Below are 24,549 nucleotides of genomic sequence, written 5' to 3'. Positions count from 1 at the left end.
GAAGAGAGATTTCTCTCTTTGGGGTTTTTTGCATTTCATTCGAAGAGAGACATCTACTCCAGTTGTAACGAGTGTGACGTTACGTCCCCATTTGGAAGGAGCGAAATAGTACCTAAAGACACAGTATCTCCGGGCTCAGTCATAGATACGATCTGTTCAAGAACCGCCTGCTGATCAAGGATGTTCCAGACGTGGTTTTCTACGAGGGTCTGAAATGTATCGGGGTCCGTCCACCCGGAGTCAATATCTGAGGGAACTTGGACAATAAACTGGAGCTCGTTAAGGGTCCGATGGATTTGAACACCGAAGGTGTCTCCATCCGAGTGGTCTGTCATACGAATACTCGAGAACAATGCACAAAGAATCCTCCGGCTACAAGTTGCGGCATGGCACCTTAGCACAAAGCACAGACAGGTAGAACCGCTTTTGACTGTTGGAAGGTCAGTTTCGGTAATGAGTTACAAAATTGGCTTGGTCGGGAAACCATCAGTGGGTAAATCCAGTTTTTTTAATGCAGCAACAATGAACGACGTCCCAGAGGGCGCATATCCATTTACGACAATCGACCCAAGTGTTGGAGAAGCGTATGTTCGTGTTGAGTGTGCTGCTCCTGAATTCGAAGAGACATGCACACCAAGTGTTGGAACTTGTAAGGATGGGACTCGGTTTGTCCCAGTCAAACTTGTTGATGTCGCAGGGCTCATTCCGGGAGCGCATGAAGGCAAAGGTCTCGGAAACCAATTTTTGACAGATTTGAATGAAGCGGACGTGCTTGTCAATATCGTCGACTTTTCTGGGAAAACAGATATCGAGGGTGAGCCAACAGAGAACCACGACCCACGGGAAGACATTGATTTTCTTGAGGACGAACTTGACATGTGGTATCTGGAGATCCTCAACAAAGGAATTGAAAAGTTCGAGACAAAATATCATGGTGCAGAAGCCGAAATCGAAAAAGATCTTGCAGAGCAGATGAGTGCATTTCGAACAAACAAAGACGAAATTAAGCAGATCATTCTTGGGTTGGGCCTTACATTAGAGCCAGGAACATGGGAGCCTGAAGACAGAGAAGAGTTGGCACGATCGATTAGAAAACGGACAAAACCGATGATTGTCGCAGCGAACAAGATGGATACCCCAGAAGCAGCAGCAAACTGGGAAGAGATTACGAATGATCCTGCATACGACCATCTCACATTCGTTCCTGCAAGTGCACATGCCGAAAAAGCGCTCAAAAACGCTGCAGAAGCAGGTGTAATCGAATATGTCGCCGGTGAAGATACGTTCGATATTCGTGGAGATATTTCGTCGGAACAGGAGGCGGGCCTCGAACAGATTCGTGAGTTTATCCACTCATACGGGGGCACAGGGGTACAAACTGCACTTGAGACGGCACTATTTGATGAACTTGGTTGTATGGCAATCTTCCCTGGGTCTGCAAATGGGAGCAAAGACGAAAAAGGGGTTTTCCGTGATTGTTTCATTCTCCCAAAACAGTCCACGACAGAGGATTTTGCATACCATCTACACTCTGATATTGGCGATGGGCTACTACATGGAATCGATTGTAGAAGTAAACGTCAGGTCGGCTCAGGACATGAACTGACGCACCGAGATGTCATTGAAATAATTTCGACGAACTAGCTGTTGTTCGGCTGCAACGGTTATTCATCAGGACTCGACCGTGTAATCGCAGTTTCCAGCGATTCCAATGCCGTGTAGACCGTTTGGTGTCGAACACTCTGACGATCGCCATCGAATACAAATCGATCTGCGGTAACAGCTGAGGTTTGTGTTCCCCACGGCCCTGCGTATGCGATTGCGATGTAGACTAACCCAACTGGTTTCGTTTCAGTCCTACCGTCAGGACCGGCAATGCCGGTCACAGAAATCGCCCAAGTTGTATCCGCTATGTCGCGAGCACTTTGTGCCATCCGAGTTGCGACTGCCTCTGCAACGGCACCATGCTCATCAAGGAGCTCTCGCGGAACTGCAAGTGCAGACCGCTTTGCGTCGTAGGCATATGTCACAAATCCACGTGTGAAATAATCGCTCGACCCGGGTATTGCTGTGAGTTCTGCACTAATCATCCCACCAGTCAACGACTCTGCAGTCGAAACAGTTTCATTTCGATCCCGTAGTCGCGATCCAACACGGGTAGCAATCGATCGTATTTCATCATGACGCTCAGTAGGAGTGTCCATAATCACACATTCAACAGCAGGTAGCATCAAGCCCAGTGTCTATCTGCCACGCAGCCAAACATAACTATACAGAGCTTCTGATACAGCCAACCTACTAAGTTACACTCCACTGTAGTGAAGTAACGATATGGATCCCTCATATAGCGCTGGATTACAATCAATAAGCAAAGAGTACGATGAAGAACCGCTCACAATAGAAGGAACCATTCCCGATTGGCTCTCTGGGGTGTTGCTTCGAAATGGTCCCGGGAAGTTTGAAATCGGTGAACGCGAGGTCACACACTGGTTTGATGGGCTCGCGTATCTGAGGCGGTATGCAATCGCAGAGGGAGAAATTATGTTTACGGGTCGATTTCTTCGGAGTGAGGAGTACAATTACGCAACGACAAAAGGTGAACTCTACAGAGACCAGTTCGGGACAAATATTGACCACTCAGTTTTACGAAGGATATATCTAACACTTCGCGGTGGGTTCACAGATAACTGTGTCGTGAACATCGATCGATGGGGTTTATCAACGGAACCATGTGCACTTACGGAGACCGCACGTGCGGTCACATTCGATCAGCAAACACTCAAAACGAACTCCAGCCTCACACGCGTTCCGGACGTGGATATTACAGGTGCGTTAGCTCATGTTCAGTATGATTTCGGCCGTGATGTTGTGATCACACTGGGATATCAGTTTGGACGCCGCGGTTCATATGTTCTTCTTGAGACAGAATGGCATACCGGAAAGACACGGACTATTACAACGATTCCGGTCAGTCAACCAGCCTATATTCATTCATTTACCCTTACACCAACTCATATTGTTGTGACAGAGCCACCGTTTAGATTCTCGCCAAAGAGAGCGCTTCGTGGGCACACATACGGAAATTGTTTTAAATACGATGAGACGGGGGCAACACGATTCTTTGTAATTGATAGGGCGTTGGATGAGGTGGTTTCGGTGCTTGAGACAGACCCATTCTTTGTGTTCCACCACGTGAACGCATATAATCAAAATAATAACAAAATAGTTGTAGACCTAGTTGCCTACGATGATCCAGCAATTATTGATGCACTGACGCTACAGAGGCTACAAAAAAGCGGAGCTACGATTCCGACTGGAAGACTTAACCGGTACACACTGAATTTTGTGAATACTACTGTGACAAACACCAGTTTGTCTACTGGACCGATAGAATTTCCGACAATAGCATACCAATCATACAACGGTCAGCCGTATCGGTACCTCTACGGCGCAGGACATACGCAAGAGGAGCCACATCAAATACAAGACTGTATCACAAAGGTCGATACCGAAACAGGCACAACAACACAGTGGTCACAGAATGGTATATTTGTAGGAGAACCACTTGTTGTTGAAAAGCCTGAAGCAACAGCCGAAGACGACTGTGTACTACTCGTTCCAGCGCTTGATACAGATACTGAACGAAGCGGACTTATTCTGATTTCTGGGGCCGATCTATCAGAGTATGGACGTGGTATGCTCCCAACAACACTCCCATTTGGATTCCATGGGCAGTTTTATACTGCTGAATCGATCCCACAGCGATCGATGACATAGCAACTTCAGTGTATACATACACCGGATAATATGGCTTTAAAAAGCGTTATAAAATTTCTAATCGTTTTTGAAGCGCTTATGAATTGTGGTGAACAATAGCGTTTTACGGTTAATCAACCTGAAGCCAAAGTAACGCTCACCGTATTATATGTGGTTATCTCACCTTATTCTGAAATGTACACGGTGACTCCTCCCATGGCAAGCGCAACTCAACTGGAATCAAACACGTCGATGAATCATCAAGGTGGTTCAGACTCCGTCAACTACCTGCCTGTTCGTGCAGCACGCGGTATTCGATTTGCAAGCTTTTGGCTCGCGATCGTGCTTCCGTTCGCATACCTACCACTGTTAACTACGGAACTGACACTTGCTACTGCCCTGCTGTTTTTCGGGCTGTTTGGAGCAAATATACTTGCACTAATCGTCGGACACAATCATAATCAATAAGAAGTCTACTACAATGAGCGCTACAACCAACCCAAACCCGACAGTTCAGGAAAAAGAGGCTAGACTCCTTCGGTATCTCCGGCAGAAGGCCGAAAACGGCGAAATGTATTTCAAAAGCAAATTTATTGCAGACGATGTTGGCTTGTCGGCGAAAGAGATCGGTGCACTGATTGTCAAACTCCAAGACTCAGCGACTGATCTCACTATTGAAAAATGGTCATACACTGGTGCCACGACGTGGCGGATAGAGCGTACCGCGTAGCGAAGTCAACTGGTCCCCGAACACGGCCTACAGGTAGTTTGTTTATTTTATTCAAGAAATAGCGCGTATACAATAACTGCGAAGCCGATCGCTGTGAGTGCACTATTAATGACGACACCTGTTGCCAGTTCAACATTCAACAGCTGATCAGCAATGCCACCGAGTAATGCACCGAGTGTCACAAAACTGAACCCAACTACTAACGCTCGTAGTGATGGATCTCCGGTTCGTCGATATGCCTTGTATGCAAAGAATGCGATGCTACCACCGAGCAATAGGATCGTTGTTTTCGTTGCAATCAGTAGGATATCTATATACATTGGTATGATCCTCTAAGTTTCTTCCTTGATCTGTGCCCAGAGCTCTTCAAGACGCTGATCGGCGGTTGCAGTTTCTTCAGGCCGATCGATCACAACTGAAAGATTGGATTCCGCATCAAGTTCAACGCTCACCGACGCAAAGTTTCGAGCATATCGCGTTGTGTGTTGCCCGTTGCGTTTGATTTGTGTGCGCTCTACGAGCAATGATGCGTCAGTGAGACGTTCAAGCTTTCGGTACATTGTAGAGAGTGGAATCTCACATCGATCCGAGAGCTCGCTTGCAGTCATTGGTTCAGTAAGCGTCTCAAGAATATCTCTGGTTGCGTCGTCGCCGAGTGCATCTAAAATGACGCCACTCTCGGGTGGCGAATCATCCACTGTCGAGCGACGGGGCATTGTTATACAGTTTTGATGCGTGAAAATTAAACGTGTCCGTTTGCGTGTCGAGAGACGTACTTGTACCTCCGGATAGCTAAGGGTCTCAGCAACATATATCCATGGTCGATTACCACGTATGTAGAACGGTACTCCGGCTTATCCGAGTACAACACTTATGAGTGCATGTAATGAGTGGGGAGTTACTCGATAGACGAGCGTTTGTTAAAACTGTTGCTGCAAGTGCCACCGTAGTTGCGCTTGCAGGCTGTGCTGGAAATGAAGATAATGGAAATGGCGTGGACCCAGGAAACGGTGGTGGAGAAGACGAAGATGGAAACGGAAACGGTGACCAACCACCAGAGCCAGACTACGGTGACTGGTTCGATGATGTTGAAAACTATGATGGGACAGCCGATCTTCGTGGTGAGGATACCGTAGACGTAGCAGTTGGTGCTGGCAGTGATGGACTGCTGTTTGACCCCGCAGCAATCAGAGTCGACCCCGGAACAACCGTCGTGTTCGAGTGGACTGGAGAAGGAGGTGGACACAACGTGGCAGAGGTTGATGATGTGTTTGAAAGCGAAACTGTGGATGAAGCAGGCCACACATTTGAATATACGTTCGAAGATGAGGGTGTATTCCAGTACGAATGTACCCCTCATGTTGCGTTGGGTATGAAGGGTGCGGTTGTCGTTGGAGACGACTAGACCTACCACGTTAGTCCTTCATATCGTCCGTTCGTAACTGACTCAATCTGTTTTCGGTCGATTATTCGCCGCCCATCGATAACGATCGGCTGTGCCATCGTTCCAAACGTTTCAGCATCGATCGCACTAAATTCGTCCCAATCAGTGACAACAACAGCACCATCCGCACCAGAGAGTGCACTTTTTGCGCTGTCTGCGTAGCTGAGATCTGGATATTGTTCTCGCATGTTTGCTGTTGCGACTGGATCGTACCCAACGACAGTTGCCCCACGGGTAAGGAGTTCGTCAATAATTGGAACCGCACGGGAGCCACGAATGTCGTCCGTTCCCGGTTTGAATGAGAGCCCAAGCACCGCAATTCGCTTGCCGGACAGGTCAGTGTGGGATGCAAGCAACTCAAGCATCCGTGCTGGTTGTTTAGCATTGACCTCAACAGCCGCAGAAAGCAGTGTTGGATCATAGCCTTTCTCACGTGCGGCTGCAATGAGTGCAGCAACATCTTTTGGGAAGCAGGAGCCACCCCAACCGACCCCGCTTGCAAGGAACCGTTCACCGATCCGATCATCCTTGCCGATCGCATCAGCAACCTCGTAGGTATCGACGTCGTACTCTTTGCAGATGTTGCCAAGTTCGTTGATGAGGCTGATTTTTGTGGCTAAGAATGCGTTATTTGCGTATTTGATGATCTCTGCCTCTCGAATGCCGGTTCGGATAACGTGTGTATCAACCTGCTCGATGAGGGGTGTGAACACGGCTTCCATCTGATCGTGCGTACGCGGTGTTTCGGCACCGAGAACAATTTTATCTGGATTTCGGAAATCTTCCAGTGCAAAACCTTCACGGAGGAATTCCGGATTCATGCCGAGGTGAATCTCCTTACCGACAGTCTTCCCAGATGCGGACTCCAACAGTGGCGCAATGACGTCTTCTGTTGTTCCTGGAATAACGGTACTTTTTACAATCACCGTATGCGCCGTCTCTTTTGAAGCAAGCGTATCACCAAGCGATTCGGTAGCGGCCTCAATATATGAGGTGTTGATATGCCCATTCTCGTCTGATGGCGTCAATAACGCAAGGAATGTCACATCTGTATTGAGAATTTGGTCATACTCCGTGGTCGCTTGAATTCGATCGCCACTGTGCTTTGCAAGTAGTTCTGGGACTCCTGGCTCATGGATTGGAGACTCCCCACGATTGATTGTATCAACAACAGATTGATCAATATCAACCGCAAGCACCTCGTGACCAAGCTCGGCAAATGCCGTAGCGATCGTCGTTCCGACGTAGCCGCTGCCGACGATACTCACACGCATACATGATATACGTACGTTGGGTAGTTTGATTCTTCTGTCTTTGACGCTGAGATGCTGAAAGTATTTAGCGATCGCTTGATACTCCATAAATATGAAAGCAGTGCTGCTTGCGGCAGGGAAAGGAACGAGGCTTCGACCACTTACAGACGAGATACCAAAGGGGATGGTCGAAATTAACGGGAAGCCAATACTGACACACTGTTTTGAACAGCTTGCATCGCTTGGGGCCGACGAGTTTGTTGTCGTGGTCGGTTATAAAAAAGAAATAATAATTGACCACTATGGGGATGAATTCAACAAGATCCCGATCACCTATGCACATCAGCGTAAACAGAGTGGATTAGCCCACGCGCTGCTCACTGTTGGAGAACACATTGATGATGATTTCATGCTCATGCTCGGCGACAACATTTTTAATGCCAATCTCAGAGATGTTGTCAGACGTCAACAAGAGGATAGAGCAGATGCTGCGTTCCTCGTTGAGGAGGTTGCGTGGGAAGAAGCAAGCAGATACGGTGTTTGTGATACGAATGCATATGGTGAAATTACCGACGTGGTTGAGAAACCAGAGGAGCCGCCATCAAACCTTGTTATGACTGGATTCTATACGTTTACGCCTGCGATCTTTCATGCCTGTCACCTTGTCCAACCGTCAAACCGTGGTGAGTACGAAATCAGTGAAGCGATCGATCTGCTGATTCGATCGGGTCGGACAATCGATGCAATCCGTATTGATGGGTGGCGAATCGATGTTGGCTACCCAGAAGACCGCGACCGAGCAGAAGAACTACTCAAACAAGATGCTGAAACAACGATTTGATATCCTCTCCGCCCTGAATGACGAGTTTTAGCTTTGCAACCGCCATAATCACATCGGAAAGCACACGGTTTTATTTTTGGTTTTGTTGACATAGATGTATGAATCGGTCCCAAACGTTCCTCCTCATTTGTATCGCGCTTTCTGCGATTGCATCGCTGTATGTTATTTCGCCCTTTCTTGAGTATGTCCTCGGTGCGGTGATACTTGCATATATTCTCTATCCGCTTCACCAGCGGTTGGTACCGTATCTCGGAGTTATACTCTCACCGATCGCACTCATTGGGGCCTCATCAGTTGCAGTGTTTCTTCCGGTATTGTACATCTCAACGGTATTCTACCAAGATGTGATTGAACTAACACAGGGGGAAACAGCGCTAGATATTACTGAAGTTGAAGCCGCAATTCTTGATTCAACGGGATACGAGGTTGATTTAGAAATTCAGTTGACGACGCTTGGTGAGTCTGTTTTTGATGTGCTCTTTGGGAGCGTCTCAAATATTGTAACTGTCGGCTTACAAATGTCGCTTGGCTTTGCGCTTGTGCTCTTTTTAGTCTACTATACACTCAAAGATGGTGATCGTTTTGTCGAATGGATTCATGACGTGACACCGCTTCCGGATCCGGTGACCGATCGGCTGTTCGCCAAAATAGACCAGATGGTTCGTGGCGTTGTCATCGGTCACATCGCAGTGGCAATCATTCAAGGGATTGTTGCCGGCATTGGTATGTGGGTCGTTGGAATTCCAAACGTCGTCTTCTGGACCTTTGTGATGATCATCCTCGCGTTGTTACCGCTAATTGGTGCATTTTTAATTTGGGGACCAGCAGCGGTCTATCTGTTTTTGATTGGTGATGCAGTTGGGGCAACAGCACTGGCGATCTATGGTGTTGCGATCGTTAGCATGATCGACAACTACGCACGCCCAATTCTTATTGACCAACAAGTGCGGCTAAACCCAGCAATCATTCTTGTTGGTGTGTTTGGTGGTGTGTACACGATCGGTTTTACTGGGCTGTTTGTTGGACCGGTGATTCTCGGAGTACTAGCGGCAACGCTCACAACATTCAACGATGAGTTTGATCTGCTATAGGAAGGCTCGAATCAGAACGGTGCGTTAAGATACCAGATCGATGCAGTCAACAGTGTCGCAAATCCGACCCAAAACAGATACGGAACCAAGAGGAGCGCTGCTCGCCGGTCGACAACTCGAAACCATCGAATTGTGCCTACGATCAGTCCAAAGAGCACGACAATCACCCCGAGTGCGATATCAGGCCGTTCAAGCGTGAAGAACGTAGGTGACCATGCAACATTGACAACCATCTGAATACCAAATAGCGCAAGTGCGTTCGTCCGTGCTTTGCTGTCTGGAGTTCGATACACGAGATAGAGTGCAATGCCCATCAGTGTGAACAGCGCAGTCCATACAATGCCAAATAATACGGACGGAGGGTAGAACCATGGGAGCGTGAGCGACTGAAACCATGCACTTCCTGGCGATGTAAATACAACACCGCTTGAGCCAATGAGGTTTATTGCGACGATCGACAGAAGGAGACCACCAATATCGTCTGATCCAAGACCCGAACGATTCGATACAAGCGTGCTCATACGCTCATTACGCTCGGCAGCGTCATCAACGTACTGACCGAACCGCTACTACTCACTCGTGTTGAAGGTTACAGTCACAGCCGCCACGATCTAAGAGCTGATCAAGTGTATATTGACCACCACAGTCTTCACACAACACTGAGACATCTACCAATACGGATGCTGCACCAACATGTACTTTTTCAGCCGTGTCTAGTCGGTCCACCGTATTTTCCGCGACTGCAGTCAGACGGCTTACGAGCCGTTTGATTGTCTCTCGATCGCGTTCGATCCGCTCTTCAGGTGAATATTTATTCGATGGCCGCTCTGACTCTCGTGTCTTTGTGAGGTACGTGTGAACCGCTTGATGTGAGACAAAATCCGATTGTAGCTCTTCAATGTCGATACCTGCTCGTTCGAGACGGCGTCTTGCTTGTGTCCGCATCCCTGCACTTACACCTTCATCAGTAAGAAGCCGATACGTATTTTCCACCTCCCCGTCAAGTGGTGTAAGTCCTGCATCTTGCATCCGATTCTCGAGGAGCCAACTGTTAAATCGATCTGCGAGTGATCGGAGACTCTCACGCTCGTACCCGTCACCAATCCATCGCTGTTCTAACTCCTCGCCTCGCCCATTCAATTCATAACTCTCGATGAGCCGTGCAACTTTGGTTACCATTTCGAAAGACGGACCTCTCTCTGTTAATCAACTTCGGGGAAGATATGAGAAACTACCGACCGTAGATGGTTTTAGTAGCCGAGTGATTCGTTGATCAGGACAACAGTTGTTCGGCCTTCGGTCCCCTCAAATCGATAGATCAGCTGTTTTGCAATGATGCTTTCAACACCATATGCTTCCTGTGCTCGTTCATTCTCCAGCGGGTAGGCAACGTTTTCGACACGGTCGAGCGCTGCTTGAAGATCTGAAACAATTTTGTTGACACCGCTCACTAAGAACAGATTCTTAGCAGCGAACGGGTATGCGCCAATTCTACTGCCTGAGGCATCCGCTGCAACGAGTTCACCAGTCTGTGAGATTGCATTAACGCTTCCAAGGAAGTAGTCTGCAGTCTGAGATTCACGGCGAGCATCCTCACGGGCTTCGTCATCGTCGATCGACCAGATCTCATCGCTGAGTGTCTCCCATTCGTGGTCTCCCTCAGCAGCATACTCCATGAACCCAATCTCTTCAAGCGTTGTCGAGTGCCCGTTCATAACCGATGCTCCTGCAGGAATTGCATCAGTTAGCAGCGCAAGTGCTTCGTCTGTGGAGTCGACAACTTCCACGACAAAGCCGTGTTCTGTCAGCGCATCAACCGTGGCTGTAATTTCGTCGTCTGATGGAAGCGAATCAAGGGAATTATCGATCGATACATCATCTATGTAATCTGTTTTAGTTTGTTGAGACATGTGTATAACTGTTTGATGTGGTGCCCGATACGGTAATCTGGGTACGTACCAGTTTTGGAGTGCGAACAGTATAACTGCTCGCGGACAACGCTGTCACCAGGTTACACTGGTGTCTGCGACAACAATTCACACGACTCTCGGAAAATACATCTCATGAACCGTGTCCATTTATAAACACACGGACAAGGTGACGCATGGAACACTCGCTCTCATGTTATCGCTGCGGTTCAATCTACACGGAGCGCACACGACAACGGTGTGATTGTGGGGAGCCACTGTGGTTTGACACGCCCGTGAATTCTGATCTGCTCTCACTTTCAGCATCGATCGACTCAATCTGGACGTATCAGGATCTGCTCCCAGTAGCACAGCCACGGTCTGGAATTGCGGCATCAGTTGGTGCAACGCCACTACATCGACTAGCAGCCCTCGATTCGATCGGCCCAGCGATCTATCTAAAGAATGAAGGGCTTCATCCAACAGGGAGCTTCAAAGACCGTGGGAGTGCTGTTGGTGTGACTGCGGCTGTCGAACATGGGGTGAGTGCGATCGGAACCGTCTCACATGGTAACATGGCAATGAGCACTGCAGCATGTGCCGCAGGAACTGAGTTGGACTGTTACGTGTTTGTCCCCGATGATATCCCACCGGAGCGATTATACAACATTGGTCAGTTTGGGCCGACGATTGTCAGGGTCTCTGGGTCGTACGGGGCACTGTATGAGAAATCGCTTGAGCTCGAACAGACACATGATATTACATTTGTTAATTCCGACTCTCCGCTCCGGACTGCTGGACAGAAAACAACGGGATTAGAGATCGCACATGAGTTTGTACAAAATAAGGCGCTTCCTGACGCCCCCGATGCAATCGTCCTCCCGGTCAGCTCTGGAGGCCACGCAAGTGCAACGTGGAAGGGGCTGCGTGAGCTAGCTGAGGCAGGACTCATTGAGACCGTACCACGACTGTATTTTGTGCAGGCTGCAGCGTGTGCGCCGATCGCACGAGCGTATACGAATGGTGCATCCACCGCAACTGCACTGTCTCCTGATGACGTTGGAGAAACAATTGCATATTCGATCGCAAACGCAGACCCACCAAGTGGAACACGAGCACTGACTGCAGCAAGAGAAACAGGTGGTTCGGTCCTTGCTGTAACTGACAAAGATATCCACGCCGCAAGGAACCAGTTGGCAAGACGAGGCGGTATCAGCGTCGAGTCAGCGTGTGCAACAACGCTGGCAGCGACAGAACAACTCGTTGAGATTGGCGAGCTCAACACAACCGATCACGTGGTTCTCGTCGGGACTGGCTCTGGATTCAAAGAACAGCGTACAGGCGAGATTGCAACGGTTGATGCGTCGGTTGAGGCGCTTGAGACCGTCCTCAAACACTGACTGTTTTTATGACACACGACAACTACTAACACGAACGACACGTATGGCTGGTAATGGCCGTTGAAATGATGTTTCGGCTTCTTGCAGCAGCTGTACTCATCGCTGCCCCAACACTGCTTTTCCTCGGGTTCTGGCATGGAATGCAGTATATCCGAAATGAGCAGCTGATCGAACAGCTCTATGGTGACACAAGCGAGCCAGTGCGACCCCCACAATTTGACTTCTCAGTACTGTTTTCGACAAACGGAACACACGATACTGAGGCCAGTGCATGCGTCTACTGTGGGAAAACCTGCCGCCGACAGATGTGCCGATCGTGTCGTGATCAGTATCTGTAACTGACCATACAACAAAGTGCCGTGCACTCGTATGGCGAGGTATGAGCACACTCACTGGACGTGTGACGATCGATGCACCGATCGAACAGGTATTTTTGTATATGGATGATCCACGGAATCAAGCGGTTATCACACCTGCATTATCGTCGGTGGAGCCGATTTCGATTCTTGAAAATGGTGGAAAACGCGCGTCGTATCGCTATGCAATGGGCCCGATCGGTCTCACAGGAGAGGTCGTTGCCACAACGTATATTCCAAACCAAGCAATCACATTTGAACTTCATGGAGACCTCTCGGGAACGATCGACTGGGAGTTTGAACAGGTGGACGACACACAAACGAGAGTTACTTACAGTGCAACATACGAACTTCCAGGGCCGTTTTCATGGCCGCTCTGCTCACTTCTTACAGGCCCCGGTATCAGACGATACAATCGTCGGCAACTAGTTGCGACGCTCACGGAGTTGAAAAAACAGATCGAGATGTCGGCAGATTAGAGGAAATCTTCGATCGCGTCTGCGACTTCTTCGGGTGTGTCGCCAACTGGGACACCAGCATCGTTAAGCGCGTTAACTTTTGACTCTGCGGTTCCGGTGCCGGAGCCTGAAACGATTGCACCTGCGTGACCCATGCGTTTTCCGGGCGGTGCCGTTCGACCAGCAATGAAGCCTGCAACTGGTGTATCCATGTTCTCTGCGATAAATCGAGCAGCTTGCTCTTCGTCTTCGCCACCGATCTCACCGCACATCACGACTGCATCCGTCTCATCGTCGTTCTCGAATGCGTCAAGTGCATCAACGAACGACGTGCCAATAATTGGGTCGCCACCGATTCCGATCGCGGTGGTCTGTCCAATACCGCGCTCGGTGAGGTTCGAAACAACCTGATACGTAAGTGTTCCCGATCGGGAGACGAGGCCGACGTTTCCTGCTTCGAAGATGTTTCCAGGAAGGATCCCAAGCTTTGCCTCACCTGGGGTAATGATCCCCGGACAGTTTGGACCAAGAAGTCGGGTGTCAACCTCGCTGAGGCGCTTGTTGACTTTTGCCATGTCTTGTGTTGGGATTCCCTCGGTGATTGCGACAACGAGATCGAGGTCGGTGTCGAGCGCTTCAAAGATTGCGTCACCTGCGAACGCGGGTGGGACGAACACAACGGATGCGTTCGCATCTTCCTCCTTAACTGCTTCATCGACGGTGTCGTACACTGGGACGCCTTCAACTTCCTGGCCGCCCTTGCCTGGGACGGCACCTGCAACGACGTTTGTCCCATACTCGATCATCTGCTGGGTGTGGAACTTTCCTTCGCCACCCGTGATACCCTGTACAACTACTTTTGTGTCATTGTCAACAAACGTGCTCATTGTTCGACCTCCGATGCGTTTTTGACCGCACGCTGAACTGCCTCTTCGAGCGTTCCTTCGACCTGCACAAGGTCGGTGTTTAGAATTTCCATTCCCTCTTTTGCGTTCGTTCCAGCAAGTCGAACAACAACTGGCTTTGGAATCTCATCGAAGCTTTCGAGCGCCTCGTTGATTCCTTTTGCCACTTCGTCACCACGGGTGATTCCGCCGAAAATGTTGAACACGACCGAATCAACGTTCTCATCGGAGAACACCATGTCAAGTGCGTTTGCAACGCGGCTTGCTTTGGCACCGCCACCGATATCGAGGAAGTTTGCCGGCTTGCCACCGTAGTAGTCGACAAGGTCGAGCGTCGTCATGACGAGCCCTGCACCGTTGCCGATAATTCCAACATTACCTGAGAGTCGGACGTAATCAAAGCCGTACTCACCGGCTTTGCGCTCAAGGTCGTCCTGATAGGAGTCTTTCTCCATCTCAGCGAGTTTTGGTTGTCGGAACAATGCATCCTCATCAATGTTCATCACTGCGTCCGCCGCAATTACATCGTCATCTGACGTGATCATCACGGGGTTGATCTCGATGTCTGCTGCATCGTTCTCAACGTATAGCTCATACAGCGTCGAGAGGATTCCAGACACTTCGCGGGCGTATTCTTTCGGGACGCCTGCACCGTACACTGCCTTGCGTGCTTGGTATGGGTGAAGACCAAATGCCGGATCAATATGCTCCTGTGCAATCGCATCTGGATCCTCTTCTGCGACCTCCTCAATGTTGACGCCACCTTTGGTCGAGACCATTGCGACCGGCTTGCCTGCACCACGGTCCATCGTAATCCCAACATAGTACTCATCAACGAAGTCAACGCCAGCCTCAACGAGGACTTCATTGACGGTGTACCCTTTCAGATCCATGCCAAGGATCCGGTCTGCCTCCTCGCGCGCCTCATCTGCATCCGAGACGATCGCAATACCGCCAGCTTTGCCCCGCCCACCGACGTGTACTTGCGCTTTGATCGCCGCCGGGAAGCCAATCTTCCCAACAGCTTCGACGACTTCTTCAACACTCCCAGCCAGCTGTGATTCCGGTACCGGAATCCCAGCGTCAGCGAAGATGTTTTTCGCTTGATATTCGTGAAGCTTCATCTATTTACATCCGGGTGCGTCCAACGCTTAAATCCCAACGATTCTTCCCAATAGAGGCGTTAGCAAGCACCATGAATATTGTCAACATGTACAAAATGCTTACCGACGGCTAATCAACAGTAATCCGACAGTTCCTAGCACAACTGGCAATGCAAGCGACCAAAATGGTTCAGTACAGACGACTGTGCCGTCGGGCGTGTACTGAAGCGCCCATCCGGAGAGACCCAGCACAGCAAAGCCGCTTTGTTCAGTAGCGGTAGTAATCGGTGAACACGAAGACAGTGGTAGCTGTGGAAATGACAGCACAAGTAAGAGCCCCCATCCGATTGCAACAACAAGATGGAGTACGCCTGCGAAAGCAGTTCGAGCACTCGTACTGTTGGTGCTCATTGTTAGCGGTGTGTCGATCCGTCTTCGGATGGCTCTGTCTGGCTGTCCTTGCGGGCTTTCTGTTCTCCAGCAACTCTAGACATGTTGACGGTCGTTTCAGTTTCGCGATCGATGTATGCTGCGAGTGCGAGTGATCCAATAAGTGATCCGATAAGCAAAAGAAGGATAGCAGTTCCAGCGGGCATAACGGGGCTATTTTTTGGGCATATACAAAGGTACCGCTGTTACCGGCTCAAACTGGTCGCTTCATCGGTGAACTCATCTACATACCACCGGACGAGTCCACACTCGGGACAGACATAACCTGTGACGTTGACCCGCTCTTTTGCACCAAGCCGGCCGAGAAACCCACTCCGTGGATCTTCCGTACGGAGCCGGACGCGCTCGCCCTGCATTGCCGTCAACGGGGTCGCCTTCGTAAGTGTAAGCTCACAGTCCGGACACTGCCGAAACATACCACTACAATCGTATTGTCAACTATTGTTAGTAGGTAATTAGCCTCCTATTTTAATTCAGTCGCTGTTGTACGTGTTTTCATGCGTGCAGTCCGATTCCACGAACACGGCGGTACTGATGTCTTACAAGTAGACGAGATCGATCGGCCGGATGCGACAGGTCACGGTGTTGTCGTCAAAGTACATGGTGCAGGCGTAAACCCGGTTGACACCTACTTCAGAGAGGGATCGTATAAGCCATTCACCATGCCAATGATTCCGGGTGTCGATGTCGCTGGTGAAGTCGCTACTGTTAGCGAGTATGTCGAGGGATACGAAGTTGGCGATCTCGTCTATGGGACCGGAATTGGAAAGGACCACTACGGTGGCTATGCGGAGTATGTTGCCGTTCCAGAGGACCGACTCGCAAAATTACCGGGTGGTGTCGATCCAGTCGCCGCTGGTGGTGCTGGTGTTGCGGCAGTGACGGCATGGCGTGCACTGATTGACCATGCAAACCTGCAAGCAGCGGATGTCTGTCTCATCCACGGTGGCTCAGGTGGCGTCGGCCATGCAGCAGTCCAACTTGCTGCCGCAGCGGGTGCTAATGTTGTAACAACCGCAAGCGAGCAGTATCACGATCGGCTTACCGAGCGTGGTGCAGATACAGTCCTAGACTATCGCCGAGATGACCTTGAGGATGCAGTTATCGAAGCAAGTGGCGGTGGCGTTGATGTCGTTCTTGACCATCGAATGCACGAGTATCTCCAGCTCGATGCAGCCGTTGCCAACACTGGCTGTCGTGTTGTCGGCATTGGTGAAAAAGACCCAAACGTTGGATTCACACAGTCTTCGGCGGCTCGATCGAAAGACCTCCAACTGACGATGATGAGTATGTTCAACACCCCCGATCTCCGAATACCGCTTCAGAAGGTTGCATATCTCATGGGTGAAGGTGGGGTCTCGATCGATGTTGCACAAACGTACGATCTGTCCGAGGCTGCAGACGCACAGCGTGCTGTGTTAGAGGATAGTTTCTTTGGCAAGCTGGTCATAACGCCCTAACCGATCAGTTCGCTAACCTCTCAATTTTCGCAGAGTGGTTTTATGCGCCATGCTACCATGAGTTATTGTATGAACGCATCCTTTGATTTCACAGATGACGTTGCGGTTGTCACTGGCGCATGCGGTGCATTAGGAAGTGCAGTTGCTGCCGAATTTGTCGCTGCAGGTGCAACTGTTGTTGCGTGCGACATCATGTCGATCGACGACGACGATGCACAACTAGACGCTCACGAGAACATCGATTTTAGACAGGCAGATTTCACCGATCCAGATGCAGTACAGGAAACGATCGACGATGTAGTCTCTGAACATGGACATATCGATTATCTGTTGAATATTGCAGGTACCTGGCGTGGTGGTGATCCGATCGAGAACACCGACACGGATCAGTTTGACTTTTTGTTCAATGTTAATCTGAAAACGATGTTTCTTGCATCCAAGTACGCGCTTCCGCATCTTCAAGAGCGTGAGGGATCGATCGTGAGCGTTTCTGCCCGATCAGGGTTAGAAGGTGGTGACGGTGATGGAATCTACCGATCGACGAAAGCAGGCGTTCGCATTTTGACGGAGACAATCGCCGAAGAAAACCTCGGAACAGTTCGGGCAAACTGCGTGATGCCAAGCGTCCTTGATACACCAATGAACAGAGAGATGATGACGCCGAAAGACGCATGGGTGACACCAACAGAGGTTGCAAGAGTTATGCAGTTCCTGTGCTCGGATGCGGCCGCCGTGACAAGCGGTGCAGCCGTCCCAGTGTACGGAGAGGCGTAAAAACGAGTTTTAGTGACGATTTAGCCGTTTAGCCACCCAAGAAAGTCATCTGCGAGGAACTCTAGGTAGCCCGTTGCACCGAGATACAGCGAAATAACGAGCACGATGGCGATCGGGATCCGAACCGCCCACAGCCAGATCGACCCAAGCGATCCAATATTTTCGACCCCTGTTGTAAGCTCATCGAGCCCATCTTCAGGAATAACCCATCCAACGAAGAGGACAACAAGGAGTGCACCAAGCACAAGAAGCACACTGTCTGCGAGTCCATCAAAGAGATCGAGGAAAACCAGATCGATCGTAACCGGGATTCCAAGCACAAACACCGCAAGTCCTGCGGCAGCAGCGGCTTTTGGTCGTTCCCATTTAAATTCGTCAATCAGATAGGATGCAAGCATTTCAAGGATACTAATTGCGCTAGACAATGCTGCGATAACGACCATCCCGAAGAAGACAACACCAAGCAACCGTCCGCCCGGGATCGTCGCAAATGCTTGTGCAAGGCTCACGAAAATCGCATCTGGACCAACCTCTGTCGGATCCGCACCTGCTTGGAAAATAAATGGGAAGACAACAAACCCAACAAGAACTGCGATGAACGTATCGAGACTAACGATTACCGCAGCGTCTTCTGCAAGGTTTCGATCTTCACCAAGATAGGACGCGTAGGTGATCATAACACCCATCCCGAGCGAGAGCGTGAAGAATGCTTGGCCCGCAGCGGCGGGAAGAAGTGTCTGCCAGTTTTCGGCAATGACACTGAAATCAGGCTGGAGGTAATACGCATAGGCTTGAGAGGCTTCCGGAATTGCAAACGCACCGTATGCAGCAAGGCCAAGAAGAATGAACAAAATGCCGGGAACCATTACTTTTACTGCAATCTCAATTCCGCTTCGGATACCTGCAACAATAATACCGGTAACGGCGATCATGAACGCAGCATGTGCGAGCAGTGCTGAGGTTCCAGAGCTGGCAGCACCGAATGCGGCACCAAGTTCTTCAGGTGTTGTTGCGGTGTAGCCCTCAAACAGACCGGTGATGAAGTATTGGAAGAACCAGCCTGCAACAACGCTGTAGTACGAAAGCAACACGAATCCAGTCACAACGAAGATTCCGCCAACGTACTTCCAGCGATCGCCTCCGAGCTCTTTGAGCGCACCGACTGGATTTCGTTTTGTTCGTCGCCCAATGACAAACTCCACAAGAATTGCTGGGAACCCGATCAGTGCAATAAATCCTAGATAGACAAAGAGAAACGCAGCCCCACCTTCCGCTCCTGCTTGGAACGGGAATCGCCAAATGTTACCTAATCCAACTGCACTCCCAACGGCCGCGAGAATGAACCCCATCCTCGTTGCCCAAGTCTCACGTGATGGCATGGCTTATCGCAAGGATACCGGATTTATAACTCTATTCAACTTTTGTAAATAGATGTTCAATATAAACTCTTATTGAACAGTATTTTTAGACAGATAGCCAACATTGCTGATTGGCATCTGATGATTTCTTAAATGTACTATGCAAACAAGCAACATATAATTCGACAGCTGTCGAACTTAAAAACAACTGATTGCGGAACCCTTTTGCCATATCTCGTAGTTCATTATCAACAATGACTCAGGGTGGTCCGAGATGACAATGGACGACCGGATTGACGAACTTCGTGCACGCCGACGTGAGGCTGAAAAAGGCGGCGGTGAAGAACGAATTGAATCCCAACACGAGAAGGGGAAAATGACGGCTCGTGAGCGAATTGACTACTTCCTTGATGAGGGAACGTTCCACGAGTTTGACCAGTTCCGAACACACCGAAACCACAAGTTTGGAATGGAAGAAGAGCAGACTCCGGGCGATGGTGTTGTGACTGGATACGGTGAAGTAAACGGCCGGACAGTGTTTGTCTTTGCGCATGATTTCACTGTTTTCGGTGGCTCTCTTGGTGAGGTCTTTGCTGAAAAAGTGTGTAAGGTAATGGACAAAGCGATGGAAGTTGGTGCCCCAGTTATTGGGCTCAATGACTCCGCAGGTGCGCGCATTCAGGAAGGTGTGTCTTCGCTTGCAGGTTATGCTGAAATTTTCCGCCGGAACACAGAAGCAAGCGGTGTCGTTCCACAGATCTCTGCAATTATGGGACCATGCGCAGGTGGTGCGGTCTACTCACCTGCAATCACAGACTTCACGTTCATGGTTAAGGATACGAGCCACATGTTCATCACCGGCCCTGACGTGATCAAAACGGTCACCGGTGAAGAGGTTTCGTTCGAGGAGCTTGGAGGCGCAGTCACCCATTCCTCGACCTCCGGTGTCGCGCACTTTGCTGTTGATTCAGAAGAGCAAGCCCTCGATAACATTGCGCTACTGCTTTCATATCTTCCCCAGAACAACGTTGAGAATCCGCCACGTATTGATCCATGGGACGACCCAGACCGTGCAGATGACGCGCTGAAAACGATCGTTCCAAACGAGCCACGGAAGCCGTACGATGTTACGGATGTCATCGGTAGTGTGTTCGATGAGGAGTCGTTCTTTGAAGTGCATGAGAACTTCGCAAAGAATATTGTGATTGGATTTGCACGGCTAAACGGCCACTCAGTCGGTGTTGTTGCTAATCAGCCTCGAGTAAATGCAGGGACGCTCGATATTGAGGCATCAGAAAAAGGGGCACGGTTCGTGCGCTTCTGCGATGCATTCAACATCCCGATCGTCACCTTTGAGGATGTTCCAGGCTTCATGCCGGGCACAGAGCAAGAGCACGGTGGAATCATCCGCCACGGCGCAAAGCTGTTGTTCGCATACGCAGAGGCAACAGTCCCACTGCTGACCGTTATTACACGGAAGGCCTACGGTGGCGCATACTGTGTGATGGCGTCAAAACATATTGGCGGCGACGTCAACTATGCGTGGCCAAGTGCCGAGATTGCAGTTATGGGTCCAAAAGGTGCGGTCAACATTCTCTATCGTCGAGAGTTGGCTGCGGCTGATGATCCGGAGGTACGGCGTCAAGAGCTTATTGATGAGTACAGAGAGGAGTTTGCAAACCCATACACGGCAGCCGACCGCGGCTTCATTGATGATGTCATTGAGCCACCAGAGACACGAAAACGACTCATTGATGATTTGGAAATGCTGCTTAGCAAGCGAAAATCACTGCCCGATAAGAAACACGGAAATATTCCAATCTAATGTCACCACAGTCAGATTCAAAATCGGGCGCATCTGAAGTTAACCAGCAGTCAAACGGTCAAAGCGAACTGCCGATCGAGACGCTGCTACAGTCGATATCCGGCCTTTCGACAGCCAACGAAGCCGAAGCAGCTGCGGTTGCGGCTGCAATTGCTGCACACATCCGGGATCAAGAGCTTGCTGTTGCCGCCGCGGCAACCGAAGAGAGTTGGGACGAGAAACGGTGGGCGTTCAGCGGTCGACTCACCTCGATTACCGGGGGCTCGAACGCGCGTGTCCCACTATCTGCACCAACTGACCCGTGGACTGCAAGCGGACGCCGCGATCGATTCTGAAAACGCAACTACTCGTTTGGCGTGACCGAATCACCGACAGCGATCGATCCTGAGTCAACAATGCGGCCACGAAGGCCCCCACGATGGATGAGTGCGTCACAGACACCCTCTTGTTCAAGCATCTGTTCGAGGTATGAACACGGCTCACAGAGCTCATGCCCAACCATTGTTGCGCCTCCAACTGTGAGTGGTTGATCAACGAAATGGTTGAGCGCAACACCTTCGACAACGATATTTCGACGGTGAACACCGGGATCGAGCGAGATGGTATACTCTCGCTCAACCGCTGTTATCGCCTCTTTTTCAATGAGTGTGATATCTGTTGCAATCTCACGCCCAGAGAATGTCCCTGTGTCATCAAAATATCGATCGCCGCGAAGGCCACAATCAGCAACCGCCTCTACAGTTTGTTGCGGTTCGGCTGGGCTACCCTGTTCACGTGCAATAAATATCCCTTTGACGACTCCGTTCATACATTCCGTTTACAGCCGGGAGAGTAAACTGCTACTCAAACACATCCCAGTCATCCACAATAATACCGTCAACACCCATCGAGTGTAGTTTTCGTGCCATCTCTGTGGACGGAACAGTCCATGCATGAACTGCGAGCCCTCTCTCGTGTGCTTGTGCAACGCGCTCTTGCGTGAGCAGCGTATACTCCGGGTGGATTGCAGTACAGCCTAACCCTTCTGCCATGTCTAACCGGCTACTCCATCCATCTGGTCGCTCCCACAGGTCTGAAAAGAGATATCCACGATTGTACGAACCATCGATCTCTGCTAGCGCTTGTGGGACGAACGAGGAGTAGAGGATCTCGTTCTCATGTTTCGAAACGATCCGTTCGAGATCCGCGGCCATGCCTGCATGCTTGAGCTCAATGTTGACTCCGACGCCAATCGGAATCGCAGAAAGCACATCCGAAAGGAGTGGAATCTGTGCGTCACTGCCATCAACAGTAAGTGTGGACAGCGTATCCCAGTCTGTAACCGCAACTGGGCGGCTAACTGCAGTGAGCCGATCAAGGGTTGTATCGTGAAACACAACAAGTTCACCAGTCCCACAGCGTTGGACATCGATTTCGATCATATCCACGTATGGGGCGGCCCGGGTTGCGGTTTCGATCGTGTTGCCCGGCCCATGAGCAAGCCCGCCTCGATGCCCGATTAATTGCATAGTATTCGGTACTGTTCTTTTACCAGATATCTATCGGTTTTGATTTGGCACGCTGTTTCGATCAGGACCGATAGAATCAGGTAGCCCTTCACCAAAATGTTCCTCAAGAATGTTCAGTAAGGTTTTGGTTGCAAACCGCGGCGAGATCGCAGTGCGAGTATTCCGGGCATGCGAAGAACTGGGCATCAGAACGGTTGCTGTCTACAGTGAAGCTGACAAACATGGCGGGCACGTCCGCTATGCTGATGAAGCGTACAACATTGGCCCGGCGCGTGCAGCGGACTCCTATCTGGATCAAGAATCAATCCTCGATGCTGCCCGCAAGGCGGATGTTGATGCAATTCACCCTGGATATGGGTTCCTTGCAGAGAATGCGTCGTTCGCTCGCAGGGTTGAAGAAAGTGAATTTGTTTGGATTGGACCGTCTGCAGACGCGATGGAGTCGCTTGGGGAGAAAACAAAGGCACGCTCGGCTATGCAAGCGGCAGATGTCCCGGTCGTCCCTGGAACAACGGAGCCGGTTGAGTCGCCTGCAGAGGTGAAAGAGATTGCAGATGAGTACGGCTACCCAGTTGCAATCAAAGCAGAAGGTGGTGGCGGCGGCCGAGGTCTCAAGGTTGTTAACAGTGAGGATGAGGTCGAAGAACAGCTTGAAACAGCCCAACGTGAGGGTGAAGCGTATTTCGACAACGCATCTGTGTATGTAGAAAAATACCTCGAAGCACCGCGCCATATTGAGGTCCAGATCCTCGCAGATGAACACGGAAACGTCCGCCATCTTGGCGAGCGTGACTGCTCGCTGCAGCGCCGACATCAGAAGGTGATAGAAGAGGCACCATCGCCAGCACTCTCCGATGAGCTTCGGGAACAGATTGGTGAGGCCGCAAAACGAGGTGTTGACGCGGTCGGCTACACAAACGCGGGCACTGTTGAGTTCCTTGTTGAGGATGGATCCTTCTATTTCATGGAGGTCAACACCCGAATCCAAGTCGAACATACCGTCTCCGAAGAGATTACTGGGGTCGATATCGTCAAATGGCAGCTTAGAATCGCTGCCGGAGAGGAACTCACCTTTGAGCAGTCTGATGTGAAGATTGAAGGCCACGCGATCGAGTTCCGAATCAATGCTGAAAACGCTGCGAACAATTTTGCCCCGGCAACGGGAACGCTTGAGACATACGACCCTGCTGGTGGGATTGGCGTTCGGATTGATGATGCAGTTCGGCAGGGAGATGAAATCGGTGGCGACTATGATTCGATGATTGCGAAACTCATCGTTGCAGCATCCGATCGTGACGAGTGTCTCGCTCGATCCGAGCGCGCACTAGCAGAGTATGATATTTCGGGGCTCCAGACGATCATCCCGTTCCACCGCTTGATGCTTACCGATGAAGCATTCATCAACGGCGAACACACCACGAAGTATCTCGACGAAGTGCTGGACAAACAACGAATTGCCGACGCCGTTGAGCAGTGGGGAGATGGTGATCGTTCTGAAGCGGATAACGACGATGAAGAAGTTACGGAACGACAGTTTACCGTTGAAGTCAACGGCAAGCGATTTGATGTGTCGCTTGAAGAGCGTGGCGCACCACCGCTTCCAAGTGGCGCTGGCGGGGCAAGCGGCCGAATGCAGCGGCCGCCACAGGCAAAGAATGAGAGTGAAAACACCTCGGCTGAGTATGAAGGCGAGGGTGATACCGTTACCGCAGAAATGCAGGGAACGATTCTCTCTGTTGCGGTTGCAGAAGGCGATGAGGTTTCCCCTGGCGACGTTGTCTGTGTGCTTGAAGCGATGAAGATGGAGAACGATGTTGTCACCGAACGTGGTGGGACTGTGACACAAGTCGCAATCGAAGAAGGCGACAGCGTCGATATGGGCGATCTGCTCGTCGTCCTCGAATAGACCGTCCTAAGTAGTCGCCTCGAT

31 protein-coding genes are annotated in these 24,549 nt (G+C 50.4%); 15 read left to right on the top strand and 16 right to left on the bottom strand.

The genetic code is table 11. The features are described from left to right. Positions 1-53 precede the first annotated feature (53 nt). Positions 54-335 (bottom strand): DUF8124 family protein, encoded by a 282-nt coding sequence (locus AArcSt2_RS13680; protein WP_250585378.1) that lies wholly within the window; start codon positions 333-335, stop codon positions 54-56. Positions 336-453: 118 nt separating this feature from the next. On the opposite strand from AArcSt2_RS13680, the gene AArcSt2_RS13675 reads away from it, so the two are divergent. Next, positions 454-1,644 carry a redox-regulated ATPase YchF gene (locus AArcSt2_RS13675; protein WP_174653988.1) on the top strand — a complete coding sequence of 397 codons (1,191 nt, stop codon included), beginning with the start codon at positions 454-456 and terminating at the stop codon, positions 1,642-1,644. 20 nt (positions 1,645-1,664) lie between these two features. Here AArcSt2_RS13675 and AArcSt2_RS13670 read toward each other — a convergent pair whose 3' ends face one another. Beyond that, a complete protein-coding gene (locus tag AArcSt2_RS13670) occupies positions 1,665-2,204 on the bottom strand; it encodes a CinA family protein (protein WP_250585376.1) in 540 nt (179 codons plus the stop codon). A gap of 127 nt (positions 2,205-2,331) precedes the next feature. Between AArcSt2_RS13670 and AArcSt2_RS13665 the strand changes: the two genes are divergently transcribed. The 3 genes from AArcSt2_RS13665 (at position 2,332) to AArcSt2_RS13655 (ending at position 4,486) form a co-directional block, all read left to right on the top strand. Continuing rightward, entirely contained in the window at positions 2,332-3,777 is a 1,446-nt protein-coding gene (locus AArcSt2_RS13665; protein ID WP_250585374.1) for a carotenoid oxygenase family protein, read from the top strand. A gap of 195 nt (positions 3,778-3,972) precedes the next feature. Then, the gene (locus AArcSt2_RS13660; protein WP_174653991.1) at positions 3,973-4,224 is read left to right on the top strand and encodes a DUF8028 family protein; all 252 of its coding nucleotides are present in this window, start codon (positions 3,973-3,975) and stop codon (positions 4,222-4,224) included. 13 nt (positions 4,225-4,237) lie between these two features. Then, the gene (locus tag AArcSt2_RS13655; RefSeq protein WP_174653992.1) at positions 4,238-4,486 is read left to right on the top strand and encodes a DUF7123 family protein; all 249 of its coding nucleotides are present in this window, start codon (positions 4,238-4,240) and stop codon (positions 4,484-4,486) included. A 47-nt stretch (positions 4,487-4,533) separates the two neighbouring features. On the opposite strand, the gene AArcSt2_RS13650 is transcribed toward AArcSt2_RS13655, so the two are convergent. Further along, positions 4,534-4,806, bottom strand: a complete 273-nt coding sequence (locus AArcSt2_RS13650; RefSeq protein ID WP_250585372.1) for a DUF7521 family protein — start codon at positions 4,804-4,806, stop codon at positions 4,534-4,536. A gap of 12 nt (positions 4,807-4,818) precedes the next feature. Then, complete coding sequence (locus tag AArcSt2_RS13645) at positions 4,819-5,202, bottom strand: ArsR/SmtB family transcription factor (protein ID WP_250585370.1); 384 nt, start codon at positions 5,200-5,202, stop codon at positions 4,819-4,821. A gap of 170 nt (positions 5,203-5,372) precedes the next feature. Between AArcSt2_RS13645 and AArcSt2_RS13640 the strand changes: the two genes are divergently transcribed. Then, positions 5,373-5,891: a halocyanin domain-containing protein gene (locus AArcSt2_RS13640; RefSeq protein ID WP_250585368.1), complete on the top strand. Its 519-nt coding sequence runs from the start codon at positions 5,373-5,375 to the stop codon at positions 5,889-5,891. 2 nt (positions 5,892-5,893) lie between these two features. Here AArcSt2_RS13640 and aglM read toward each other — a convergent pair whose 3' ends face one another. After that, entirely contained in the window at positions 5,894-7,204 is a 1,311-nt protein-coding gene (gene aglM / locus AArcSt2_RS13635) for a UDP-glucose 6-dehydrogenase AglM (protein ID WP_250585366.1), read from the bottom strand. A gap of 91 nt (positions 7,205-7,295) precedes the next feature. On the opposite strand from aglM, the gene aglF reads away from it, so the two are divergent. Both aglF and AArcSt2_RS13625 read left to right on the top strand, forming a co-directional pair. After that, positions 7,296-8,024, top strand: a complete 729-nt coding sequence (gene aglF / locus AArcSt2_RS13630; RefSeq protein WP_250585364.1) for a UTP--glucose-1-phosphate uridylyltransferase AglF — start codon at positions 7,296-7,298, stop codon at positions 8,022-8,024. 98 nt (positions 8,025-8,122) lie between these two features. Further along, positions 8,123-9,115, top strand: a complete 993-nt coding sequence (locus AArcSt2_RS13625; protein WP_174653997.1) for an AI-2E family transporter — start codon at positions 8,123-8,125, stop codon at positions 9,113-9,115. Between the two features lie 11 nt (positions 9,116-9,126). Here AArcSt2_RS13625 and AArcSt2_RS13620 read toward each other — a convergent pair whose 3' ends face one another. From AArcSt2_RS13620 to AArcSt2_RS13610, 3 genes are all read right to left on the bottom strand, one after another. Further along, positions 9,127-9,636, bottom strand: coding sequence for a TspO/MBR family protein (locus AArcSt2_RS13620; protein WP_250585362.1), 510 nt, complete (start codon positions 9,634-9,636; stop codon positions 9,127-9,129). 52 nt (positions 9,637-9,688) lie between these two features. Next, positions 9,689-10,294: a rod-determining factor RdfA gene (gene rdfA / locus AArcSt2_RS13615; RefSeq protein WP_174653999.1), complete on the bottom strand. Its 606-nt coding sequence runs from the start codon at positions 10,292-10,294 to the stop codon at positions 9,689-9,691. 71 nt (positions 10,295-10,365) lie between these two features. Next, positions 10,366-11,025, bottom strand: a complete 660-nt coding sequence (locus AArcSt2_RS13610) for a lactate utilization protein (protein WP_174654000.1) — start codon at positions 11,023-11,025, stop codon at positions 10,366-10,368. A 293-nt stretch (positions 11,026-11,318) separates the two neighbouring features. Here AArcSt2_RS13610 and AArcSt2_RS13605 point away from each other — a divergent pair, with 293 nt between their 5' ends. From AArcSt2_RS13605 to AArcSt2_RS13595, 3 genes are read left to right on the top strand one after another with little or no spacing between them, the layout of a single operon-like run. Further along, positions 11,319-12,422, top strand: coding sequence for a threonine synthase (locus AArcSt2_RS13605; RefSeq protein WP_250585360.1), 1,104 nt, complete (start codon positions 11,319-11,321; stop codon positions 12,420-12,422). 53 nt (positions 12,423-12,475) lie between these two features. After that, a complete protein-coding gene (locus tag AArcSt2_RS13600) occupies positions 12,476-12,760 on the top strand; it encodes a hypothetical protein (protein WP_250585358.1) in 285 nt (94 codons plus the stop codon). Positions 12,761-12,801: 41 nt separating this feature from the next. Beyond that, positions 12,802-13,257: an SRPBCC family protein gene (locus tag AArcSt2_RS13595; protein WP_250585356.1), complete on the top strand. Its 456-nt coding sequence runs from the start codon at positions 12,802-12,804 to the stop codon at positions 13,255-13,257. Here the strand turns inward: AArcSt2_RS13595 and sucD are convergent. From sucD to AArcSt2_RS13570, 5 genes are all read right to left on the bottom strand, one after another. Then, positions 13,254-14,123 (bottom strand): succinate--CoA ligase subunit alpha, encoded by an 870-nt coding sequence (sucD, locus tag AArcSt2_RS13590; RefSeq protein ID WP_174654004.1) that lies wholly within the window; start codon positions 14,121-14,123, stop codon positions 13,254-13,256. The two genes, AArcSt2_RS13595 and sucD, sit on opposite strands and share 4 nt — an antisense overlap. Continuing rightward, positions 14,120-15,265: an ADP-forming succinate--CoA ligase subunit beta gene (gene sucC / locus AArcSt2_RS13585; protein ID WP_174654005.1), complete on the bottom strand. Its 1,146-nt coding sequence runs from the start codon at positions 15,263-15,265 to the stop codon at positions 14,120-14,122. The genes sucD and sucC overlap by 4 nt, the downstream gene beginning before the upstream one ends. A 99-nt stretch (positions 15,266-15,364) precedes the next feature. Beyond that, entirely contained in the window at positions 15,365-15,655 is a 291-nt protein-coding gene (locus tag AArcSt2_RS13580; RefSeq protein ID WP_174654006.1) for a hypothetical protein, read from the bottom strand. 2 nt (positions 15,656-15,657) lie between these two features. Then, positions 15,658-15,840 carry a hypothetical protein gene (locus AArcSt2_RS13575; RefSeq protein WP_250585354.1) on the bottom strand — a complete coding sequence of 61 codons (183 nt, stop codon included), beginning with the start codon at positions 15,838-15,840 and terminating at the stop codon, positions 15,658-15,660. A gap of 39 nt (positions 15,841-15,879) precedes the next feature. Beyond that, on the bottom strand, positions 15,880-16,110 hold the full coding sequence (locus AArcSt2_RS13570) for a hypothetical protein (RefSeq protein WP_174654008.1): 231 nt from the start codon (positions 16,108-16,110) through the stop codon (positions 15,880-15,882). A gap of 81 nt (positions 16,111-16,191) precedes the next feature. Between AArcSt2_RS13570 and AArcSt2_RS13565 the strand changes: the two genes are divergently transcribed. Together AArcSt2_RS13565 and AArcSt2_RS13560 are read left to right on the top strand one after the other, a co-directional pair. Further along, positions 16,192-17,154 carry a quinone oxidoreductase family protein gene (locus AArcSt2_RS13565; protein ID WP_250585352.1) on the top strand — a complete coding sequence of 321 codons (963 nt, stop codon included), beginning with the start codon at positions 16,192-16,194 and terminating at the stop codon, positions 17,152-17,154. Positions 17,155-17,223: 69 nt separating this feature from the next. After that, entirely contained in the window at positions 17,224-17,928 is a 705-nt protein-coding gene (locus AArcSt2_RS13560; RefSeq protein ID WP_250585350.1) for an SDR family NAD(P)-dependent oxidoreductase, read from the top strand. A gap of 20 nt (positions 17,929-17,948) precedes the next feature. Here AArcSt2_RS13560 and AArcSt2_RS13555 read toward each other — a convergent pair whose 3' ends face one another. Next, positions 17,949-19,307 (bottom strand): sodium-dependent transporter, encoded by a 1,359-nt coding sequence (locus AArcSt2_RS13555; RefSeq protein WP_302929012.1) that lies wholly within the window; start codon positions 19,305-19,307, stop codon positions 17,949-17,951. 259 nt (positions 19,308-19,566) lie between these two features. On the opposite strand from AArcSt2_RS13555, the gene AArcSt2_RS13550 reads away from it, so the two are divergent. Further along, on the top strand, positions 19,567-21,111 hold the full coding sequence (locus tag AArcSt2_RS13550; protein ID WP_250585386.1) for an acyl-CoA carboxylase subunit beta: 1,545 nt from the start codon (positions 19,567-19,569) through the stop codon (positions 21,109-21,111). After that, positions 21,111-21,446, top strand: coding sequence for a DUF8022 family protein (locus AArcSt2_RS13545; protein ID WP_425493664.1), 336 nt, complete (start codon positions 21,111-21,113; stop codon positions 21,444-21,446). The genes AArcSt2_RS13550 and AArcSt2_RS13545 overlap by 1 nt, the downstream gene beginning before the upstream one ends. Before the next feature lie 8 nt (positions 21,447-21,454). On the opposite strand, the gene AArcSt2_RS13540 is transcribed toward AArcSt2_RS13545, so the two are convergent. After that, a complete protein-coding gene (locus AArcSt2_RS13540; RefSeq protein WP_250585348.1) occupies positions 21,455-21,919 on the bottom strand; it encodes an MOSC domain-containing protein in 465 nt (154 codons plus the stop codon). A gap of 31 nt (positions 21,920-21,950) precedes the next feature. Next, positions 21,951-22,619: a glycerophosphodiester phosphodiesterase gene (locus tag AArcSt2_RS13535; RefSeq protein ID WP_250585346.1), complete on the bottom strand. Its 669-nt coding sequence runs from the start codon at positions 22,617-22,619 to the stop codon at positions 21,951-21,953. 109 nt (positions 22,620-22,728) lie between these two features. Here AArcSt2_RS13535 and AArcSt2_RS13530 point away from each other — a divergent pair, with 109 nt between their 5' ends. Further along, positions 22,729-24,525 carry an acetyl-CoA carboxylase biotin carboxylase subunit gene (locus tag AArcSt2_RS13530; protein ID WP_250585344.1) on the top strand — a complete coding sequence of 599 codons (1,797 nt, stop codon included), beginning with the start codon at positions 22,729-22,731 and terminating at the stop codon, positions 24,523-24,525. Positions 24,526-24,549 lie beyond the last annotated feature (24 nt).

The sequence above is a fragment of the Natronocalculus amylovorans genome, assembly GCF_023638035.1.
GTDB lineage: Archaea > Halobacteriota > Halobacteria > Halobacteriales > Haloferacaceae > Natronocalculus > Natronocalculus amylovorans.
The sequence above is the reverse complement of the archived record's forward strand: the minus strand, read 5'-3'. Positions and strand labels throughout refer to the sequence as shown.

Excerpts from the sequence above, each read along its gene's own strand:
- AArcSt2_RS13680 (WP_250585378.1), bottom strand. The coding sequence starts at position 335 with ATGACAGACCACTCGGATGGAGACACCTTCGGTGTTCAAATCCATCGG.
- AArcSt2_RS13675 (WP_174653988.1), top strand. The coding sequence starts at position 454 with ATGAGTTACAAAATTGGCTTGGTCGGGAAACCATCAGTGGGTAAATCC.
- AArcSt2_RS13670 (WP_250585376.1), bottom strand. The coding sequence starts at position 2,204 with ATGGACACTCCTACTGAGCGTCATGATGAAATACGATCGATTGCTACC.
- AArcSt2_RS13665 (WP_250585374.1), top strand. The coding sequence starts at position 2,332 with ATGGATCCCTCATATAGCGCTGGATTACAATCAATAAGCAAAGAGTAC.
- AArcSt2_RS13660 (WP_174653991.1), top strand. The coding sequence starts at position 3,973 with ATGGCAAGCGCAACTCAACTGGAATCAAACACGTCGATGAATCATCAA.
- AArcSt2_RS13655 (WP_174653992.1), top strand. The coding sequence starts at position 4,238 with ATGAGCGCTACAACCAACCCAAACCCGACAGTTCAGGAAAAAGAGGCT.
- AArcSt2_RS13650 (WP_250585372.1), bottom strand. The coding sequence starts at position 4,806 with ATGTATATAGATATCCTACTGATTGCAACGAAAACAACGATCCTATTG.
- AArcSt2_RS13645 (WP_250585370.1), bottom strand. The coding sequence starts at position 5,202 with ATGCCCCGTCGCTCGACAGTGGATGATTCGCCACCCGAGAGTGGCGTC.
- AArcSt2_RS13640 (WP_250585368.1), top strand. The coding sequence starts at position 5,373 with ATGAGTGGGGAGTTACTCGATAGACGAGCGTTTGTTAAAACTGTTGCT.
- aglM (WP_250585366.1), bottom strand. The coding sequence starts at position 7,204 with ATGCGTGTGAGTATCGTCGGCAGCGGCTACGTCGGAACGACGATCGCT.
- aglF (WP_250585364.1), top strand. The coding sequence starts at position 7,296 with ATGAAAGCAGTGCTGCTTGCGGCAGGGAAAGGAACGAGGCTTCGACCA.
- AArcSt2_RS13625 (WP_174653997.1), top strand. The coding sequence starts at position 8,123 with ATGAATCGGTCCCAAACGTTCCTCCTCATTTGTATCGCGCTTTCTGCG.
- AArcSt2_RS13620 (WP_250585362.1), bottom strand. The coding sequence starts at position 9,636 with ATGAGCACGCTTGTATCGAATCGTTCGGGTCTTGGATCAGACGATATT.
- rdfA (WP_174653999.1), bottom strand. The coding sequence starts at position 10,294 with ATGGTAACCAAAGTTGCACGGCTCATCGAGAGTTATGAATTGAATGGG.
- AArcSt2_RS13610 (WP_174654000.1), bottom strand. The coding sequence starts at position 11,025 with ATGTCTCAACAAACTAAAACAGATTACATAGATGATGTATCGATCGAT.
- AArcSt2_RS13600 (WP_250585358.1), top strand. The coding sequence starts at position 12,476 with ATGGCCGTTGAAATGATGTTTCGGCTTCTTGCAGCAGCTGTACTCATC.
- AArcSt2_RS13595 (WP_250585356.1), top strand. The coding sequence starts at position 12,802 with ATGAGCACACTCACTGGACGTGTGACGATCGATGCACCGATCGAACAG.
- sucD (WP_174654004.1), bottom strand. The coding sequence starts at position 14,123 with ATGAGCACGTTTGTTGACAATGACACAAAAGTAGTTGTACAGGGTATC.
- sucC (WP_174654005.1), bottom strand. The coding sequence starts at position 15,265 with ATGAAGCTTCACGAATATCAAGCGAAAAACATCTTCGCTGACGCTGGG.
- AArcSt2_RS13580 (WP_174654006.1), bottom strand. The coding sequence starts at position 15,655 with ATGAGCACCAACAGTACGAGTGCTCGAACTGCTTTCGCAGGCGTACTC.
- AArcSt2_RS13575 (WP_250585354.1), bottom strand. The coding sequence starts at position 15,840 with ATGCCCGCTGGAACTGCTATCCTTCTTTTGCTTATCGGATCACTTATT.
- AArcSt2_RS13570 (WP_174654008.1), bottom strand. The coding sequence starts at position 16,110 with ATGTTTCGGCAGTGTCCGGACTGTGAGCTTACACTTACGAAGGCGACC.
- AArcSt2_RS13565 (WP_250585352.1), top strand. The coding sequence starts at position 16,192 with ATGCGTGCAGTCCGATTCCACGAACACGGCGGTACTGATGTCTTACAA.
- AArcSt2_RS13560 (WP_250585350.1), top strand. The coding sequence starts at position 17,224 with ATGAACGCATCCTTTGATTTCACAGATGACGTTGCGGTTGTCACTGGC.
- AArcSt2_RS13555 (WP_302929012.1), bottom strand. The coding sequence starts at position 19,307 with ATGCCATCACGTGAGACTTGGGCAACGAGGATGGGGTTCATTCTCGCG.
- AArcSt2_RS13550 (WP_250585386.1), top strand. The coding sequence starts at position 19,567 with ATGGACGACCGGATTGACGAACTTCGTGCACGCCGACGTGAGGCTGAA.
- AArcSt2_RS13545 (WP_425493664.1), top strand. The coding sequence starts at position 21,111 with ATGTCACCACAGTCAGATTCAAAATCGGGCGCATCTGAAGTTAACCAG.
- AArcSt2_RS13540 (WP_250585348.1), bottom strand. The coding sequence starts at position 21,919 with ATGAACGGAGTCGTCAAAGGGATATTTATTGCACGTGAACAGGGTAGC.
- AArcSt2_RS13535 (WP_250585346.1), bottom strand. The coding sequence starts at position 22,619 with ATGCAATTAATCGGGCATCGAGGCGGGCTTGCTCATGGGCCGGGCAAC.
- AArcSt2_RS13530 (WP_250585344.1), top strand. The coding sequence starts at position 22,729 with ATGTTCAGTAAGGTTTTGGTTGCAAACCGCGGCGAGATCGCAGTGCGA.